This window comes from Streptomyces sp. NBC_01317 (genome assembly GCF_035961655.1).
Classification (GTDB): domain Bacteria; phylum Actinomycetota; class Actinomycetes; order Streptomycetales; family Streptomycetaceae; genus Streptomyces.
Genome location: NZ_CP108393.1, coordinates 7,857,553 through 7,877,926 on the forward strand (window position 1 = coordinate 7,857,553; position 20,374 = coordinate 7,877,926).

Consider the following 20,374-nt stretch of genomic DNA (forward strand, 5'->3'; position numbering starts at 1 on the left):
ACCGTGCCCATCCCCGGTGACCGACGAACGGGCAGCGGCCGAGCGCTACCGCGAATGCGCCGATCCGCCCCGGCGCGCGACCATGAGCGCGCCCCGCGGCGTTCCGTCGGGCCGCTCGCCCAGGTCCGGGAGGGGAAGCAGCTCGGTCGTGAAGCCGGCCCGGGTCAGATCGGCCAGCACATCCGGCAGGGGAAAGGTGCGGTAGTACATGACGAAGGACGGACGGCGTACGAGGTTGCGCAGCCGCATGACGCCGTCGAAGCCCCACAGCGTCCAGTACAGCCGCGAGCCGACCGGCGGCGGCGCCGGCACGGGGAAGACGAACAGGCCGCCGGGTCGCAGCGCCGCGTGGGCCTGGGCGAAGAGTCCGGGGCGCTCGGCGGGCAGGAAGTGCCCGAACGCGCCGAAGCTCACGGCCAGGTCGAACGCCGAGGTGAAGGGGAGGGCGCGGGCGTCGGCCCGTACCCAGCCGACGGCGGGTCCCGGGCGCGGATCGTCACCGAACCGGGCCGCGGCCTCGGCGAGCATGCCCGCGCTGAAGTCGACCCCGGTCACCCGCTCCTCGCACACCTGCCGCAGCACCCCCACCCCGGCCCCGGTGCCGCAGCAGAGGTCGACGCCCCTACGGAACGGGCCGAGCGGCCGTACCGCCCGGGTCACCGCGTCCAGCACCCGCTCCGGCGTACGGAACGGCGTGTGGTCGAACTTGGGCGCGAGCAGGTCGTAGCCGTGCTCGATGGAGGAGAGCGCCTGGACGGCGAGTTCGCGAAGGGTCGGGCCCTGAGGGGTGAACATCACTCAGGAGCCTAGTCGCGCACGCGGCGGCTCCGGTGCGGGGGGCGGGTCCGAGCGCGGAGAAAACACACATCGGTGGAATTTCATACGATCGCAATCAGGTGATCTCGACAGCGCGGCCCGTGGAGTGCAATTCTCCCGCCATGCACCTCAGAGCCCGAATCGGCTTTCCCGCCCTCTTTGTCGCCGCCGCTGTCACCGTCGGCGGCTGCGCCCCGCAGGACGACTCGGCGTCCGACGACGCCGCGTCCCCCGGAACGTCGGCCACCGCGCCGGCCTGCGACAAGGGGAAACTCGCCACGCACACCGCGGGCAAGCTGACGATCGGCACCGACAAGCCGGCGTACGCGCCCTGGTTCCAGGACGACCCGGCCAACGGCAAGGGATTCGAGTCCGCCGTCGCGTACTCCGTCGCCGAGGCCCTCGGGTACGGCAAGGACCAGGTCGTCTGGCAGACGGTGCCCTTCAACAACTCCTTCTCACCGGGTGCGAAGGACTTCGACTTCGACATCAACCAGGTCTCCATCAGCGACGAACGCAAGCAGGCCGTCGACTTCTCGTCCGGCTACTACGACGTGCGCCAGGCCGTCATCGCGCTGAAGAGCTCCCCGTACGCGAAGGCGAAGACGATCGCGGACCTCAAGGGCGCCAAACTGGGCGCCCAGGTCGGCACCACCAGCCTCGACACGATCAACGACGTCATCAAGCCCGGCCGGAAGCCGGCCGTCTACCAGAAGAACGACTTCGCCAAGTCGGCGCTGCGCAACAAGCAGGTCGACGCGATCGTCGTGGACCTGCCGACGGCCTTCTACATCACCGGCGCCGAGGTGACCGACGCCGAGGTCGTCGGCCAGTTCCCCAACGCGGGCGGCGCCACCGAGCAGTTCGGGCTCGTGCTCGACCAGGGCAGCAAGCTCACCTCCTGCGTCACCCGGGCCGTCGACGGGCTGCGCGGGAACGGCACGCTCGCGGACCTGGAGAAGCAGTGGCTGTCGGACGCGGTGGACGCTCCGGTGCTCAAGTGACCACTGGCACCATCCGCAAGGAGAACGGCGAGAACGGCGGGGGGAGCCCCGTCGGGGACACGTACACCCCCTCGGCGCGGCGGCTGGAGCGCGAGCGCTTCAAACGGGTCCGGGCCCGCCGCGCCACCGCGATCGCCGCCCTCTCCACCCTGGTGACCGGCGGCGTCCTGTTCGTCGTCATCACCGGTTCGCCCGGCTGGCAGCGCACCCGCGAGACGTTCTTCAGCGCCAAGTACGCCCGCATGGCACTGCCGGACGTCCTCGACGGCCTGCTCCTCAACCTGCGGCTGCTGGCGATCTGCGGTGTCTGCGTCCTCCTGCTCGGCCTGCTCCTCGCCGTCGCCCGGACGCTGCGCGGCCCGGTCTTCTTCCCGGTCCGCGCGCTGGCCACCGCGTACACCGACTTCTTCCGCGGACTGCCCCTGATCATCTGCCTGCTGATGGTCGTCTTCGGCGTCCCGGCCCTCCGGCTCCAGGGCGTCACCAACGACCCGGTGGTGCTCGGCGGCACCGCGCTCGTCCTCACCTACTCCGCGTACGTGGCCGAGGTCTTCCGCGCGGGCATCGAGTCCGTCCACCCCTCGCAGCGGGCCGCCGCCCGTTCGCTGGGGCTGTCCGGCGCGCAGACGCTGCGGTACGTGGTGCTCCCGCAGGCGGTACGGCGCGTGGTGCCGCCGCTCCTCAACGACCTGGTCTCGCTCCAGAAGGACACGGGCCTCGTGTCGATCGCCGGCGCGGTCGACGCCGTCTACGCGGCGCAGATCATCGCCGGAAAGTACTTCAACTACACGCCGTACGTCGTCGCGGGCCTCGTCTTCGTCGCGCTGACGATCCCGATGACCCGCTTCACCGACTGGGTCACGGCCCGGATGGACCGGCGGCGCGCGCAGGGAGGGACCGTATGACGGCCGACCGAAACGACCGGAACGGGGCCACCCCCGTGCTGCGGCTGGAGTCCGTACGCAAGACCTTCGGCCGGGACCGCGTCATCCTGCGGGACGTCAGCCTCGACGTCCCGCAGCACACCGTGACGGCGCTGATCGGCGCCTCGGGCTCCGGCAAGTCGACGCTCCTGCGGTGCGCCAACCTCTTGGAGGAGATCGACGACGGGGCGATCTTCCTCGACGGCGAGGAGATCACCGACCCCCGGGCCGACCCGGACGCGGTGCGCCGCCGTATCGGCGTCGTCTTCCAGGCGTACAACCTCTTCCCGCACATGACGGTCCTCCAGAACGTCACCCTCGCCCCCCGCCGGGTCCTCGGCGTCGAGCGCGCCGAGGCGGAGGCGGGCGCGCGCGAACTGCTCGCCCGGCTGGGCCTGGCCGACAAGGCGGGGGAGTACCCGGACCGCCTCAGCGGCGGCCAGCAGCAGCGCGCGGCGATCGTCAGGGCCCTGGCGGTACGGCCCCGGCTGCTGCTCCTCGACGAGATCACGGCGGCGCTCGACCCCGAGTTGGTGGGCGAGGTGCTGTCGGTCGTACGGGACCTCAAGGGCGAGGGCATGACGATGGTGCTGGCCACCCACGAGATGGGCTTCGCCCGGGAGGTCGCGGACCAGGTGTGCTTCCTGGACGACGGCGTGGTGCTGGAACGCGGCACCCCGGCCGAGGTCTTCGGCGCACCGCGCGAGCACCGCACCCAGCAGTTCCTGCGCCGGATCGTGGAGGCGGGCCGGCTCTGAGGGAGCGGTCCGTGAGTCCCTATTCAGTCCTGTCCCTGTCGTTTGTCGTGGACAGCCAGTCGGAAATGGAATCCCACAGCAGGGAGAGCATGGGGGGATCGGCCATGTCGTCGTGAGAACACGGCAGCCGTGACTCGCTGATGTGACCGGCCGTATAGGGCTGCCACATGAAACGGCCCGAACCGTCCTCCAGTTCGTCCGACGAGACGAAGAGGAGGTCGCCGTGAAATCTGCGGGGGTAATGCTTCACGTAGATACGGGTGTTGTTAGCGATGATTCGCGCCCGTACTTCGGCCTCTTCCTCTGAGATCTCGTTACGGAAGTAGTCCGGAAGTCCGGCGAGATCATGGAGAGAAGGCGCCTCGTCGAGTTCTGCCGAATCCTCCGCCGCCGAGCCGGGCGTGTCGAGCGGGGCGGGTGCGTAGCCTCCCATGATGACGAGCGCCACGTGCTGGCCGTCTTCCTGTAGTTGTACGGCCATCTCCTGCGCCACGCGGCCTCCCATGGACCACCCCACCAGATGATAGGGACCGGACGGTTGCACGGTGCGCAGTTCTTTGACGTATTCCTCCGCCATTTCCCGGATGGATCCCGGCAACCCGCCCGCGTTGTCGACATCCCGCGCCTGAAGGCCGTACAAGGGGATGTCAGCGGGTACAAATCCGGCCAGAGGCGCGAAGCACCAGCTCAGCCCGGATCGCGGATGGACGCAGAAGAGGGGCGGCCGGTTCCCGTGCGTCCTGATGGGAAGAAGCGTACGAAGCGAGTCCTTCATCGCGGGAAGACTGAGCCGATGTGCGAGTCCGGCGACGCTGGGTGCTTGCATCAGCATCTGGACGGAGACATCGACGCCCATGACCGAACGAATCCGGCTCACCAGCTTGACCGCCAGAAGTGAATGTCCGCCGCGTTCAAAGAAGTTGTCCTCGACGCCGACGTGAGGCACATTCAGTTCTTCGGCGAAGATCCCGCACAGGATTTCCTCCTGGACCGTCGACGGCCCCCGGCCTCCGTCGGTCGGCTGATGGTCCGGAGCGGGCAGGGCCCGTCGGTCGAGCTTGCCGTTCGCCGTCAGCGGGAGAGCTTCCAGGACCACCAGGGCGGACGGCACCATGTACTCCGGCAGCATCGCGCCGAGGTGGGCGCGCAGGCCGGCACTCTCCGGCTGGGGAGTGCTGCCACCGCTGGGGACGAGGTAGCCGACCAGGCGCTGGTCGCCGGGACGGTCCTCCCGTACGACCACCGCCGCCTGGGCCACGTCCGGGTGGGCGATCAGCGCGGCCTCGATCTCGCCCAGCTCGATACGGAACCCACGGACCTTCACCTGGTCGTCCGTACGGCCCAGATACTCCAGCTGCCCGTCGGCGTTCCAGCGGGCCAGGTCGCCGGTGCGGTACATCCGCGCACCCGGGGTGAACGGGTTGGCGACAAACCGCTGCGCGGTCAGTCCCGGCCGGGCGTGGTAGCCACGGGCCAGCTGGGCGCCGGAGACGTACAACTCACCGGCGACACCCACCGGCACCGGCCGCAGCGCCGCGTCCAGGACGTAGACCTGGGTGTTCCACACCGGACGGCCGATCGGCGCGGCACCCCGGGGCCATGCCTCCCGGTCCGCCGGCAGGGTATGGGCGGTGACCACATGGGTCTCGGACGGACCGTAGTGGTTGTGCAGCACCGTCCCGGCCGTCCCGCACAGGTCACGGATCCGGTCAGTGAGCACAAGGGCCTCTCCGGCCTGGGAGACATGACGCAGCCACGGCAGGTCCGTGCCCCGCTCCGCCAGAGCCTCACCCAGCGCGTCCACCATCATCTGGGGGGCGTACAGCTCGGTGGCCTTCTGCTCCCGCAGCCACGCCACGAATTCTTCGGGGTCACGCCGGATCTCTTCATCGGGTATGACGAGTGTCCTGCCGTCCAGGAGGGCCGAGAGGATCTCCTGGGCCGAGACGTCGAAGCTGATCGCGGTGAACTGGGCGACCCGCGAACCGGGCTCGGCGGGGATGGCGGAAGCGTGCCAGGAGAGCAGGTTGACCAGCGCGCCGCAGGACATCACCACCCCCTTGGGACGCCCGGTCGAGCCGGAGGTGTAGATCAGGTACGCGGGGTGCTGCGGCAGCAGCGGACCGGTCCGCTCCTCATCGCCGGGAACGCCGGCCGGCAGTGCGCCGAGCTCGGCGGCCACCGCCGGGTCGTCCAGCACCAGCGCGGGCCCGGTGGCCACGCGCCCGGCGACCTCCGTGGTGGTCAGCGTCAGGGAGGGGGCGGCATCGGCCACCATGAAGGCGATCCGCTCGGCCGGGTACTCCGGATCGATCGGGAGGTAACCGGCGCCCGACTTCAGCACCGCCAGCAGAGCGACGATCAGGTCCACCGAGCGGGGCACGGCCAGCCCGACGATGCACTCGGGACCGATACCGCGACGGATCAGCAGCCGGGCGAGCCGGTTCGCACGCGCGTCGAGCTCCGCGTACGTCACCTCGGTGCCGTCGAAGACCACCGCGACCGCGGCAGGATGTTCGTCGGCGCGGGCCTGGAACAGCTCCGGCAGCGTCGTCGCGGGCACCTCCTGGGCGGTGGCGTTCCACCCCGACACCACCTGGTGCCGCTCCTCCGCCGACAAGACGTCCACGCCGCTGACCCGCCGGCGCGGTTCCCTGGTGACGGTGTCCAGGACGCGGACGAACCGTTCGGCCAGGGTCTCCACCGTCTCGCGGTCGAACAGGTCGAGGGCGTAGTCGACACCGCCGTGCAGACCGGCCGGGCGATTGCCGTTGCCGTTGCCGCTGTTGGCACCGGCGTCGGTGTGGAAGGTTTCGCTCAGGCTGAAGAACAGGTCGAATTTGGCTGCCGGTTCGCCGGTGGGCAACGGTTCGGTGCGAATGCCCGGCAGGTCCAGTGCCACCTGGGTGTTGTTCTGCAAGGTGAGCATGACCTGGAAGAGGGGGTGGCGGGCCATCGAGCGGGCCGGCGCGAGGTCTTCGACCAGCCGTTCGAAGGGCACGTCCTGGTGAGCAAACGCGGCGAGGCCGTTTTCTCGGACCTGTTCCAGGAGGCCGGCGAACGACGGGTCGTCGGACAGATCGGTGCGCATGACCAGGGTGTTGACGAAGAATCCGACCAAGTCGTCCAGTGCCTCGTCGGTGCGTCCGGCGACCGGGGTGCCCACCGGGATGTCACTGCCCGCGCCCATCCGGGACAGCAGTACCGCCAAAGCGGCCTGGAGCACCATGAACACGGTCACGCCCTGGGAGCGGGCCAACTCGGCGACCCGGGAGTGCACGTCCGCCGGCACGTGGATCTCCACCTGGCCGCCGCGGTGCGAGGCCACGACCGGCCGCGGTCGGTCGAACGGCAGCACCAGCTCGTGCGGCACCCCGTCCAAAGCCTTCCGCCAGTAGCCCAGTTGCTCGTTCAGCAGACTGTCCGGGTCCGTCTCCTCGCCCAGCAACTCACGCTGCCACAAGGTGTAGTCCGCGTACTGCACCGCCAACGGCTCCCAGCCGGGTGCCCGCCCGGCGGTACGGGCGGCGTACGCGACGGAGACGTCCCGTGCCAGCGGTCCCATCGACCACGCGTCGCCGGCGATGTGATGGACGACCATCACCAGCACACACTGGCCCGGCCCGACCCGCAGCAGCCAGGCCCGCACGGGAAGCTCGGCCGCCAGGTCGAACGCATGACCCGCCAGTCCGGCAATTGCCCCTGCCAGACCCTCCTGCTCCACGTCGACCACCGGCAGATCAAAAGAGGAAGGCGGGCGAAGGACCCGCTGATACGGCCTGCCCTCATCGGCGCCAAGCACCGTCCGCAGCACCTCGTGCCGACCCACCACATCGCCCAGCGCCCTCCGCAACGCCTCGACGTCCAGGTCACCGGTCAGCCGCAGAGCCACCGGAATGTTGTAGGTCGCCGACGGCCCTTCCAACTCGCCCAGGAACCACAACCGTTGCTGGGCGAACGAGACCGGTACCGCCTGGGGCCGTGTCATCGCCACCAGCGCGGGACGTGCCGCACCCGAATCGGTCAGCCGCCGCGCGAGTCCGGCCACGGTCGGCGCCTCGAACAGCGCCCGCATCGCGACCTCCACGCCCAGATCCGTGCGGATCCTGTTGGTCAGCTGCACCGCGAGCAGTGAGTGGCCGCCCAGCTCGAAGAAGTTGTCGTCCACGCCAACCGTGGGCAGGCCCAGGATCTCGGCGAAGACGGTGCACAAGATCTCCTCCTGCGCCGTGACCGGCCCCCGCCCACCGTCGGTCGGCTGGTAGTCCGGAGCAGGCAGGGCCCTGCGGTCCAGCTTGCCGTTCACCGTCAACGGCAGCTCATCCAGCACCACCAGGGCGGACGGCACCATGTGCTCCGGGAGTATCGCGCCGAGATGGGCGCGCAGCGCGGCACTGTCCGGCTGCGGAGCGTCGCCCCCGTCGGGGACGAGGTAGCCGACCAGGCGTCTGTCCCCGGGGTGGTCCTCACGTACCGTCACCGCCGCCTGGGCCACGGACGGATGGGTGAGCAACGCAGCTTCGATCTCACCCAATTCGATACGGAACCCACGGACCTTCACCTGGTCATCCGTACGGCCCAGGAAGTCCAGAACACCGTCCGGTCGCCATTTCGCCAGGTCGCCGGTGCGGTACATCCGCCGGCCCGGGGTGAAGGGGTTGGCGACGAACCGCTGCGCGGTCAGCCCCGGCCGGTTGAGATAGCCGCGTGCCAGGCCGGCGCCCGCGATGTACAACTCACCCGCGACTCCGACCGGCACCGGCCGCAACGCCGCGTCCAGCACATAGATCTGGGTGTTGGCGAGGGGTGTGCCGATGTGTGGTGGGGTGTTGTGTTCGTCGGCGGAGAGAGGGCTGGTGGTAGTGGCGCAGACGGTGGATTCCGTCGGTCCGTAGGCATTGACGAGACGGCGGCCGGTGGCCCAACGGGCAACCAGGTTCTGGCTGAGGGCTTCGCCGGCGGTGACGAGGGTCGTGATCGACGGGAGGCTGTCGGGTTCCAGGAGAGCGAGTACGGCGGGAGGCAGGGTGGCATGCGTGACTGACCGATCCGCGATCAGGCGGACAAGCGCCTGGCCCGGCAGCAGGTCGTGCGGCGCGGCCGAGACGAGGCAGGCGCCGTTGCACAGGGCCATCACCGTCTCCCAGATTGCCGCGTCGAAACTTGCCGAGGCGAACTGGAGCACCCGGCTGCCTGCTGTGATCGCGAATTCCTCCGCCTGCGCGGCGGCCAGGTTCGGCAGTCCTTGGTGGGTGACGGCCACGCCCTTCGGCCGTCCCGTGGAGCCGGAGGTGTAGATGACATACGCGGGGTGGGCGGGCAGCAGGGGGGTGCGGCGCTCGCTGTCGGTGGGATCGGTGTCCGGGAGGTCGTTGAGTGTGGCGGCGGTACGGGGGTCGTCGACGGCCAGGTACGGCAGGTGGCTGTCGGGGAGGCGGGAGGCCAGGTCGGTGGTGGTGAGTACCAGAAGCGGCTTGGCATCGGTAAGGACATAGGCGATGCGGTCGGCGGGGTAGTCCGGGTCGACGGGTACGTACGCGCCGCCGGCCTTGGTCACGGCGAGGAGGGCGACCACCAGGTCGACCGAGCGGTGCATCATGACCGCCACCAGCGACTCGGGCTCCACGCCCCGGTCGATCAGGAGCCGGGCGACGCGGTTGGCACGCGCGTTGAGATCCGCGTAACTGACCTCCACGCCGTCGAAGTTGACGGCAGTCGCGTCGGGAGTGCGGGCGGCGTGGGCCTGGAACAGTTCCGGCAGCGTCGTCGCGGGCACGGGGCGGGCGGTGTTGTTCCACCCGGCCAGGACCCGGTGCCGCTCCGCGGGATCGAGGACGTCCACCGTGCTGATCTGCTGGTGGGGCGCAGTTTCCAGGGCGGAGACAACGCCTTCGGCGGCGGTGTGGACCATGGCGCACAGTGCTTCACCCGAGACAGGTTCGGCGACCTGCACGGTGAGGGTGAATCCGTCACCGGCGTCGTCGACGTTCAGCGCGACCGGGTAGTTCGTCCGCTCCTGGTCGTACAGCACCGCGACGCCGTCAAGGCTGTGGTCCGTCCCTGGATCGGCGCTCCTGGAGTGCCGGTAGTTGAACAGGGAGGTGAACAGCGGGGTGTCCGCCTTGATACCGCTGGCCTGCCGGGCCAGTTTCAAGGGGGCGTGTTCATGGACGAGCAGGTCCGCCAGCTGGTTCTGCACCGACCGGACCGTGTCCCTCACTTCCGCGCCCTGAGTCCGTACCCGTACCGGCAGGGAGTTGATGAACAGGCCCAGCACACGGTCCGCGCCGCTTCCCGCGGCCATGCGGCCGAACAGGACCGTACCGAAGACGACGTCGTCCCGGCCCGCGGTGGCCGCCAGCACCCGCGCCCACACCACGTGCAGGACCGTGGCCGGGCTCACGCCCAGCCGGCGTGACCGGTCCCGCAGCCGTCGCGCGAGTTCCGCGTCCATCACGCGACGGAACTCCGTCACGCCGGTGCCGTCGCCACGGACGTCGAGCAGTCCGTACGGCGCGGTCGGCTCGGTCACATCCCCCAGCAGGGTGGAGAAATACCTCCGGTGTTCCTCCTCCGCCACCCGCAGCCGGGCCTGGGCCACGAAGTTCCGGAACGGCAGAGGCGCGGGCAGGGTGTCCTCGCGGCCCTCGACGAACGCGCGCACCTCCTCCAGCAGCACGTCGAGGGTGGTGTGGTCCGAGATCAGGTGATGGGCCTGAACGAGCCCCAGCCACTGACCGCTCACCGGGTCGGCCGCCGTGTACACGCGGATCAGCGGCGCCCGGCCGATGTCCATCGATCCGGGGCACGCGGCCAGCATCCGGCCGGTGACCTCGTCGTCAGGCCCCTCGGGCAGATCGACGCTCTCCACCGGGATCGCGGCACGGCGCACCACCACCTGGACCGGTTCGCGCAGTCCTTCCCACAGGACGGCGGTCCGCAGGATGTCGTGCCGGTCGACGACCTTCTGCAGTGCGTCGACAAACCCGTCGAGCCGCTCCCGGGCGTCGAACCCCAACAGCACCGGCAGCACGTACACATCACCTCCGTCACCGGAGTCGCCCATCAGGTGATGGAAGAGGATCCCTTCCTGGAGCGGAGCCAGCGGGTACACATCCGCCACGTTTCCCGCTCCGCCGGGAACCCGGGCCACGATCCGGTCGATCTCCTCGCGGTGCAGATCCACCAGGGGAAGCATGTCGGGAGAAAGGGTCAGGGCGTTGTCCGGAATCCGGTTCTCGGGCACCGCCACCTCGGCCCGGCCGTCCGACGCGGCCAGTCCGGCAGCCGTCGGCGCCGCGAACAGCGACCGCACGTCAACCGAAATCCCCCGGGCACGCAGCAGCTCCACCACCCGCACCGCGAGCAGCGAGTGGCCGCCCAGTTCGAAGAAGTTGTCGTCCACGCCGACCGTGGGCAGGCCCAGGACTTCGGCGAACACTGTGCACAGGATCTCCTCCTGCACCGTGGCCGGTCCCCGGCCGCTGTTGGTCAGCTGGTGGTCCGGAGCGGGCAGGGCCCGTCGGTCCAGCTTGCCGTTCGCCGTCAGTGGCAGACCCTCCAGGACCACCAGGGCGGACGGCACCATGTACTCAGGCAGCATCGCGCCGAGGTGGGCGCGCAGGGCGGCCGTATCGGCAACGCCGGTGTGACCGGCGGTCGGGACGAGGTAGCCGACCAGACGTTTGTCGCCGGGGCGGTCCTCACGTACTGTCACCGCTGCCTGGGCCACGTCCGGGTGGGCGAGCAGCGCGGCCTCCACCTCACCCAGCTCGATACGGAACCCACGGACCTTCACCTGGTCATCTGTACGGCCCAGATACTCCAGCTGCCCGTCGGGCTTCCACCGGGCCAGGTCGCCGGTACGGTACATCCGCTCACCCCGACCACCGAACGGGTTCGCGACAAACCTCTGCGCGGTCAGCCCCGGCCGGTTGAGATAACCACGGGCCAGGCCCGCGCCGGAGACGTACAACTCACCCGCGACACCCGCCGGCGCCGGTCGCAACGCCGCGTCCAGCACATACACCCGGGTGTTGGCGACGGGCGTGCCGATGGGCGGAGTCTTGTTCTCGTTCGCTGACAGGGGGTCGGTGGTGGTGGCGCAGACGGTGGACTCCGTCGGTCCGTAGGCGTTGACGAGGCGGCGGCCGTCGGCCCAATGCGCCACCAGGTTCTGGCTGAGGGCTTCGCCGCCGGTGATGAGAGTCGTGATCGACGGCAGGCTGTCCGGTTCCAGGAGAGCCAGAACGGCCGGGGGCAGGAGTGCGTGCGTGACCGACTGTTCCGCGACCAGGCGGACGAGTGCCTGGCCCGGCAGCAGGTCAGGTGAGGGGGCCGAGACGAGGCAGGCCCCGTTGCACAGGGCCATGACCATTTCCCAGATCGCCGCGTCGAAGCTTGCCGAGGCGAACTGGAGCACGCGGCTGCCTGTGGTGATCGCGAATTCCTCCGCCTGCGCGGTGGTCAGGCTCGGCAGCCCTTGGTGGGTGACGGCCACGCCCTTGGGTTGCCCGGTGGAGCCGGAGGTGTAGATGACATAGGCGGGATGGGCGGACAGCAGGGTGGTGCGCCGCTCGGCGTCGGCGGGGTCGGTGTCTTCGAGGCCATCAAGTACGGCGGTGGTGCGGGGGTCGTCGACGGCCAGGTGCGACAGCTCTCCGCCGGTGAGGCGGGAGGCCAGGTTTGCACTGGTGAGTACGAGGAGGGGCTGGGCGTCGGTGAGGAGGTAGGTGATCCGCTCGGCGGGGTAGTCCGGGTCGACGGGTACGTACGCGCCGCCGGCCTTGGTCACGGCGAGGAGGGCGACGACGAGGTCGACGGAGCGGTGCATCATGACCGCGACCGGCGACTCGGGTCCCACCCCCTGGCCGATCAGGAGCCGGGCGAGGCGGTTGGCACGCGCGTTGAGGTCCGCGTAACCGACTTCCACGCCCTCGAAGACCACCGCGACGGCGTCCGGGGTACGAGCCGCCTGGGCCTGGAACAGCTCCGGCAGCGTCGCGGCGGGTACGTCGCGGGCGGTGTCGTTCCACTCGACCAGGATCCGCTTCCGCTCCGCCGGGTCCAGAACCTCGATAGCGGTGAGGTGCTGGTGGGGATCGGCGGTGACGGTGTCCAGGACGCGGACGAACCGGTCGGCCAGGGTCTCCACCGTTTTGTGGTCGAACAGGTCGAGGGCGTAGTCGACACCGCCGTCCAGACCGGCCGGGCGGCCACCGGTGTGGAAGGTCTCGGTAAGGGTGAAGGACAGGTCGAACTTGGCCACCGGCTCGCCGGCGGGCAACAGTACGGAGTCGACACCCGGCAGGTCGAGGACGGCCTGGGCATTGTTCTGCAAGGCGAGCATGACTTGGAAAAGAGGATGTCGGGCCATGGAGCGGGCCGGTGCGAGGTCTTCGACCAGTCGCTCGAAGGGCACGTCCTGGTGCGCGAACGCGGCCAGGCCGTTTTCACGGACCTGCTCCAGCAGGCCGGCGAACGACGGGTCACCCGACAGGTCGGTGCGTATCACCAGGGTGTTGACGAAGAACCCGATCAGGTCGTCCAGTGCCTCGTCGGTGCGTCCGGCGACCGGGGTGCCCACCGGGATATCACTGCCCGCGCCGACCCGCGACAGCAGTACCGCGAGCGCCGCCTGGAGCACCATGAACACGGTCACACCCTCGGCGCGGGCCAGCTCCGCCACCCGGGCATGCACCTCGGCCGGCACACGGATGTCCACTCGGCCGCCGCGGTGTGAGACCACCGTCGGCCGTGGCCGGTCGAACGGCAGCACCAGCTCGTGCGGCACCCCGTCCAAAGCCTGCCGCCAGTAGCCCAGTTGCTCGTTCAGCAGGCTGTCCGGATCGGTCTCCTCGCCCAGCAACTCACGCTGCCACAAGGTGTAGTCCGCGTACTGCACCGCCAACGGCTCCCACCCGGGCGCCTGGCCGCCGGACCGTGCCGCATACGCGATCGACACATCCTGTGCCAGCGGACCCATCGACCATCCGTCACCGGCGATGTGATGCACCACCATCACCAGCACACACTCACCCGGCCCCACCCGCAGCAGCCACGCCCGCAAGGGAAACTCAGCCGCCAGATCGAACGCGTGACCAGCCAGCCCGGCAACCGCCTCCGTCAGCCCCTCCCGTCCCACCTCGACCACCGGCAGATCGAAAGAGAAAGGCGGGTCAAGGATCTGCTGATACGGCCTGCCCTCATCGGTCGGAAAGACCGTCCGCAACACCTCGTGCCGACCCACCACATCGCCCAGCGCCCTCCGCAATGCCTCGATGTCGAGGTCACCGGTCAGCCGCAGAGCCACCGGAATGTTGTAGGTGGCCGACGGGCCCTCCAACTCGCCCAGGAACCACAACCGCTGCTGGGCGAACGACAACGGCACCCGCTCCGCCCGCGCCACGCGTACCAGCGGTGGCCGCCTCGTACCGGAGGAGGTCAACCTGCCCGCCAGGGCAGCCGGAGTGGGCGCTTCGAACAGGGTCCGGATCGGCACCTCGGCCGCGAGGACCGATCGGATCCGGCTCACCACCCGCACCGCGAGCAGTGAGTGGCCGCCCAGCTCGAAGAAGTTGTCGTCCGCGCCGACCTGGGGCAGGCCCAGGACCTCGGCGAACACGGCGCACAGGATCTCCTCCCGCACCGTCGCGGGCCCCCGCCCGGCATCGGTCACCTGATAGTCCGGAGCGGGCAGGGCCCCACGGTCCAGCTTGCCGTTCACCGTCAACGGCAGCTCATCCAGCACCACCAGCGCGGACGGCACCATGTACTCCGGCAGCATCGCGCCGAGATGGGCGCGCAGCGCGGCACTGTCCGCCTGCGGAGTGCTGTCCCCGTCGGGGACGAGATAGCCGACCAAACGCTTGTCGCCGGGCTGGTCCTCACGCACCACCACCGCTGACCGGGCCACACCCGGGTGTCCGGTCAGTACGGCCTCGACCTCACCCGGCTCGATGCGGAAACCCCGGATCTTCACCTGATCGTCCGTACGGCCCAGATACTCCAGCTGCCCCTCGGCGTTCCACCGGGCCAGGTCGCCGGTACGGTACATCCGCTCGCCCTGACCACCGAACGGGTTCGCGACAAACCGCTGCGCGGTCAGCCCCGGCCGCCCGAGGTAGCCACGGGCCAGCTGCGCGCCGGCGAGATACACCTCACCCGCCACCCCGGGCGGCACCGGCCGCAAGGCCGCGTCCAGCACGAAGGCTCGCATGTTCGGAACGGAACGGCCGATGGGGACGCCACCCACCCCATCCGGGTCCCCGGGACGGACGGTGAAGGTGACACATCCGACGGCGGCCTCGGTCGGACCGTACTCATTCGTGATCAGGACGTCGGGGTGCGCGGACCGCCAGCGTGTGAGCTGCTCGCCCGCGAGGCTCTCGCCGCCGACGACGAGGTCTCCCCGGGTGAAGGATCCGGCGGGCTCCTCGGACAGCAGGCTCAGGTGACTCGGCGTCACCTTCAAGAAGGTGGGCGCCAGTTCAGCGGGAAGCCCGTCCCGGATGTCCGCGAGGTGCAGGGCACCGCCCGAGATCAGCGTGCCGTACAACGGCGTGACGGTCAGGTCGAACGCGGCCGACGAGTGCAGCACGGTCCGACCGCTCAACCCGGGGTACGCGCCGCCGGCCCAGGTGAGGTAGTGGCAGACGGCCGCGTGGCTCACCACAACGCCCTTGGGGCGTCCCGTGGAGCCGGAGGTGTAGATCACGTAGACGGGGTGCACGGGAAGGAGCGGCGCTCCTCGCTCGTGGTCGGTGAGGTTCTCCCCGGCCATGGCGGACAGGGCCGCCGTGGTGTCCGGGGCATCCGTCACGACGCGCGTCACACCGTCGTCGTCATCCGCCGTGCCTGTCATGGCCCGGTGTGTGACCAGCAGGGTGGCGTGGGCGTCGCGGAGTGTGTAGGCGATGCGGTCGGCGGGGTGGGCCGGGTCGACCGGGACGTACGCGGCTCCGGTCTTGACCACCGCGAGGAGTGCGACGACGAGGTCGGCGGAACGATCCATCAAAACCGCGACGTGTTCTTCCGGCCGGGCGCCCCTGCCCACGAGGACGCGGGCCAGCCGGTTGGCCCGCGCGTTCAACTCCGCGTAGGTCGTCCCGGTGCCGTCGAAGACCACCGCGATCGCGTCGGGGGTGCGGGTGACCTGGGCTTCGAACAGTTCGGCCAGCGTGGTCGGCGGGACCTCGTGACTGGTCTCGTTCCACCCGGACAGGATCCGCTCCCGCTCCGTGGTGTCCAGGATCTCGACGCGGCTGACCGGCAGCGACGGATCCCCGGTCACTGACTCCAGGACCAGGAGGAAGCGCCGTGCGATCGCCTCGACACTCGCGGGGTCGAACAGGTCGGCGGCATAGATGATCAGCCCGGTCAGGCCCGCCGGGGTGCCGTCGTCGGTGATCCGCTCGGCGATCTGGAAGTCCAGGTCGAACTTGGCGGGAAGGAGGCCCGCGGGCAGCGCCCCGATGTCCAGGCCGGGCACGTCGAGAGGCGCCTCGGCGGCGTTGTGGAGGGTGAGCATGACCTGGAACAGCGGATGGCGGGCCATCGACCGGGCCGGGGCCAGGTCCTCCACCAGCCGTTCGAACGGCACATCCTGGTGCGTATAGGCGCCGAGGTCCGCTTCCCGTGTTCTGGCCAGCAGGTCCACGAAGGTCGGATCGCCGGACAGGTCCGAGCGCAGGACGAGGGAGTTGACGAAGAACCCGACCAGATCGTCCAGTGCCTCGTCGGTGCGTCCGGCGATCGGGGTGCCCACCGGAATGTCGTCTCCGGCCCCCAGCCGGTGCAGCAGGACCGCCAGCGCCGCCTGCACCACCATGAACACCGTCACGCCCTGTACCCGGGCCAGCTCGGCCAACGCCTGGTGCACCCGCGCGTCAATGGTCAGTTCGACACTGCCACCCCGGTGGGAGACGACCGGGGGACGCGACCGGTCGAACGGCAACGCCAGTTCCTCCGGCAGGCCGGCCAGTGCCTGGCGCCAATAGGCCAACTGCTCGCTCAGGAGGCTGCCGGGGGCGGCCTTGTCGCCCAGCAGCTCGCGCTGCCACACGCTGTAGTCGGCGTACTGCACCGGCAACGGCGCCCACTCCGGGGGGCGGCCGGTGGATCGGGCCGCATACGCGGCCGTCAGATCCCGCGTCAGCGGGGCCAGGGACCACCCATCACCCGCGATGTGGTGCACCATGATCATCAGGACGTGCTCGTCGGGACCCGTTTCGAACAGCCAGGCCCGCAGCGGAATCTCGTCGGCGAGATCGAAGTGGTGACCCGCGATCTTCGTGATCGCGGCTCCGACGTCAGCTGCCTGTTCGACCGCGAGGGGGACCGGGGCGTTCTCGGCCGGCAGGATCCGCTGGTACGGTTCCCCGTCCACCGTCGCGAACACGGTGCGCAGAACCTCGTGCCGGCCGACCACATCACGCAGTGCGGCCTTCAAGGCGTCGACATCCACCGGCGCGGACAGTCGCAGAGCCACCGGAATGTTGTAGGTGGCCGACGGCCCCTCCAACTCGCCGAGGAACCACAACCGCTGTTGCGCGAACGACAACGGCACCCGCTCCGGGCGCTCCGCCCGTACGAGCGGTGGCCGCCTCGCTCCGGAGGCCGTCAACCGCTCGGCCAGGGCAGCGGGGGTGGGTGCCTCGAACAGGGTCCGGATCGGCACCTCGGCCCCGAGGACCGTCCGGATGCGGCTCACCAGCCGGGTCGCGAGCAGTGAATGGCCGCCCAGTTCGAAGAAGTTGTCGTCCACGCCGACCGTGGGCAGGCCCAGGATCTCGGCGAAGACGGTGCACAGCAGCTCTTCCCGCACCGTGGCCGGCCCCCGGCCGCTGTCGGTCGGCTGGTGGTCCGGAGCGGGCAGAGCCCGCCGGTCCAGCTTGCCGTTGACCGTCAACGGCAGCGCATCCAGCACCATCAGCGCGGACGGCACCATGTACTCCGGCAACACACCCTGCACATGTCTACGCATCACGGCGATGTCCACACCCGCCGGACCGCTCGCCGGGACGAGGTAGCCGACCAGGCGCTGGTCGCCGGGGCGGTCTTCACGTACCGTCACCGCCGCCTGGGCCACGTCCGGGTGGGCGAGCAGCGCGGCCTCGATCTCGCCCAGCTCGATACGGAACCCACGGACCTTCACCTGGTCGTCCGTACGGCCCAGATACTCCAGCTGCCCGTCGGCGTTCCAGCGCGCGAGGTCGCCGGTGCGGTACATCCGCGCATCCGGGGTGAAGGGGTTCGCGACGAACCGCTGCGCGGTCAGCCCCGGCCGGGCGTGATACCCACGGGCCAACTGCACGCCGGCCAGATACAACTCACCCGTGACACCCACCGGCACCGGCCGCAGCGCCGCGTCCAGCACATAGACCTGCGTGTTCCAGACGGGTCGTCCGATCGGGACGCTGCTCCTGCTGGTGTCGCTGTCACACGTCCACGCGGTGACCTCGACCGATGCCTCGGTGGGACCGTAGAGATTGTGGAGTGGAACGTCCAGTACGTTCCGGAACTGCCCGGCGACGTCGCCGGAGAGCGCTTCGCCGCTACAGAACACAGCGCGCAGGTCCGTACAGGAGGCGGCGGCCGGTTCGCGGAGGAAGACCTGGAGCAGGGACGGGACGAAGTGCGCGATCGTGACACGTTCGCGTTGGATCAACTCCGCCAGGTACGTGGGGTCGCGGTGGCCCGAGGGCTTGGCGACCACCATCGTCGCCCCCTGGAGAAGCGGCCAGAAGAACTCCCGTACCGACACGTCGAAACCGAAGGGGGTCTTCTGCAACACCCGGTCCGAGGCGGCCAAGTTATAGGTGCCCTGCAACCAGGTCAGCCAGTTCACCACACCCGCATGGGGTACGGCCACGCCCTTGGGCTGCCCCGTGGAGCCGGAGGTGTAGATGACGTAGGCGGGGTGGGCGGGCAGCAAGGGGGTGTGGTGCTCGATGTCGGTGGGGTCGGTGTCCGGGAGGTTCTTGAGCGTGGTGGCGGTACGGGGGTCGTCGACGGCCACGTGCGGCGGGTGGCTGTCGGAGAGGCGGGATGCCAGGTCCGTGCCGGTGAGCACCAGGAGGGGCTGGGCGTCGGTGAGGACGTACGCAATGCGGTCGGCGGGGTAGTCCGGGTCGACAGGTACGTACGCGCCGCCGGCCTTGGTCACCGCGAGGAGGGCGACCACCAGGTCGACGGAGCGGTGCATCATGACCGCGACCAGCGATTCCGGTCCCACTCCGCGGTCGATCAGGAGCCGGGCGAGGCGGTTGGCACGCGCGTTGAGGTCCGCGTAACTGACCTCCAGGTCCTCGAAGACCACCGCGACCGCGTCCGGGGTGCGGGCTGCCTGGGCCTGGAACAGCTCCGGCAGCGTCGCCGCGGGCACCTCCCGAGCGGTGTTGTTCCAGTCCTCCAGCACCTGACGCTGCTCGGAGCGGCTCATCAAGGTGATCCGGTGTACGCGTTCCTCCGCCGTGGAACGCGCCATCCAATTCATCACGTCAAGGAATTTCGCGGCGTGCTCACGCACTGCCCGCCGGCTGTAAAGATCCGGGTTGGCGTCCACGACCACGGACATGCTTCCGTCGGACGACCTGTCGTACACCGAAATCGACAAGTCATTGAAATTTATGCCGCCGAGCCCATGGGCCTTGCTGGGGGCGCCGCCAAATTCCAGACCGTAGTCGAAGGAGACGATATTGACGAGGAGGGGGTAAAGCCCGCCGCGCCCTACGAGCTTGTGGTCCCTGAGAATGTCCTCGTACCGGTATCGCTGATGCCGTAAAGCGTCTCTCACGCCGCGGGACACCTGCTTCACGAGTTCTCTCACGGTGGCCTTCGGCTGCACGGTGAGGCGCAGAGGAATGATATTGGCCGTCATTCCTGGGACGTCCCGCAATGCGGTTGCTCTGCCCATGACGGGCACCCCGAGAACAAGGTCCTCCTGTCCCGTTGTGCGATGCAGGTAGGCGGCGCTCGCGGCGATGGAAAGACCTGAGAGGCTCGTTCCCAGCCGGCGGGCGGAGCTTCTGAGTTCCGCGGCGGCGCCGGGAGGGATGTGGAGAGTGTGGCGTGTCAGTTCATGGGGCGTGGTGGAAGGTTCCCGGCCACTCAGGCCGACCGGTCGCGGGCGGTCGGCAAGACGCTCCGTCCAGTACTCCCGGTCCAGTTCGAATGCCGCGGACGCCCGGTACGCGGCGTCGGCGTCCATCAGTACGGAAGTCGAGGGAAGCGCGGGGTCCGTGACGGATTCGCCGGCCAGCAGCGCGGTGTAAACCGCGGCCACTCGGGCGGCTATCAGTGGTCCCGCGAGTCCGTCCGCGATGATGTGGTGTATTCGCTGGTACCAGAAGAAGAGGTCTTCGTCCACCTTGAACAGGGCGTGGCTGAAAAGCTCACCGCCCTGGAGATCCACCGGCCGCCGCATGTCCGCCCGCATCCAGCTCTCCGCGGTGGAGCGGGGATCTTCCTCGCCGCTCACGTCGATCACGGGAAACGGCCAATCGCTCCGCAGGCCGAAATACTGCCGCGGGAGTTCGTCCGCTGTTCCCTCGGGCGCTGTTCCCTCGAAACGCAGGTGAAAACAGTCGACTTCTTGGACGACTCTCCGCGCGGCCACTTCGAAGAAGTCCGTGTTCACGACCCCGTGAATCTCTATGTATTCACCCATGTTGTAGATCGGATTATCCGGATTCATTTGCTGCGCGTGCCATACGCCAAGCTGTCCGGCCATCAGTTCACGACGGCCACCATGCGATCCAGACATATCCGCACCCCGGTCAACGCTCGCGCTCCTTACCAGGAGCAGCCAATTAAGCAATTTGACAGCAACGTCGATCCGGGTCACCCTCTCAAGCCGAACTGAGCACTGTCA

At 69.4% G+C, this 20,374-nt stretch carries 5 protein-coding genes; 3 read left to right on the forward strand and 2 right to left on the reverse strand.

Annotation, left to right across the window (positions count from 1 at the left end):
• Positions 1 to 45 precede the first annotated feature (45 nt).
• Complete coding sequence (locus OG349_RS33910) at positions 46 to 795, reverse strand: class I SAM-dependent methyltransferase (protein WP_327238249.1); 750 nt, start codon at positions 793 to 795, stop codon at positions 46 to 48.
• Between the two features lie 143 nt (positions 796 to 938).
• On the opposite strand from OG349_RS33910, the gene OG349_RS33915 reads away from it, so the two are divergent.
• From OG349_RS33915 to OG349_RS33925, 3 genes are read left to right on the forward strand one after another with little or no spacing between them, the layout of a single operon-like run.
• Positions 939 to 1,820, forward strand: coding sequence for an ABC transporter substrate-binding protein (locus tag OG349_RS33915; RefSeq protein ID WP_327238250.1), 882 nt, complete (start codon positions 939 to 941; stop codon positions 1,818 to 1,820).
• Positions 1,817 to 2,725 carry an amino acid ABC transporter permease gene (locus tag OG349_RS33920; RefSeq protein ID WP_327238251.1) on the forward strand — a complete coding sequence of 303 codons (909 nt, stop codon included), beginning with the start codon at positions 1,817 to 1,819 and terminating at the stop codon, positions 2,723 to 2,725. Before OG349_RS33915 ends, OG349_RS33920 begins: the two co-directional genes overlap by 4 nt.
• Positions 2,722 to 3,501, forward strand: coding sequence for an amino acid ABC transporter ATP-binding protein (locus OG349_RS33925; protein ID WP_327238252.1), 780 nt, complete (start codon positions 2,722 to 2,724; stop codon positions 3,499 to 3,501). The genes OG349_RS33920 and OG349_RS33925 overlap by 4 nt, the downstream gene beginning before the upstream one ends.
• Positions 3,502 to 3,520: 19 nt before the next feature.
• Here OG349_RS33925 and OG349_RS33930 read toward each other — a convergent pair whose 3' ends face one another.
• On the reverse strand, positions 3,521 to 20,266 hold the full coding sequence (locus OG349_RS33930) for a non-ribosomal peptide synthetase (RefSeq protein ID WP_327238831.1): 16,746 nt from the start codon (positions 20,264 to 20,266) through the stop codon (positions 3,521 to 3,523).
• Between the last annotated feature and the right edge of the window lie 108 nt (positions 20,267 to 20,374).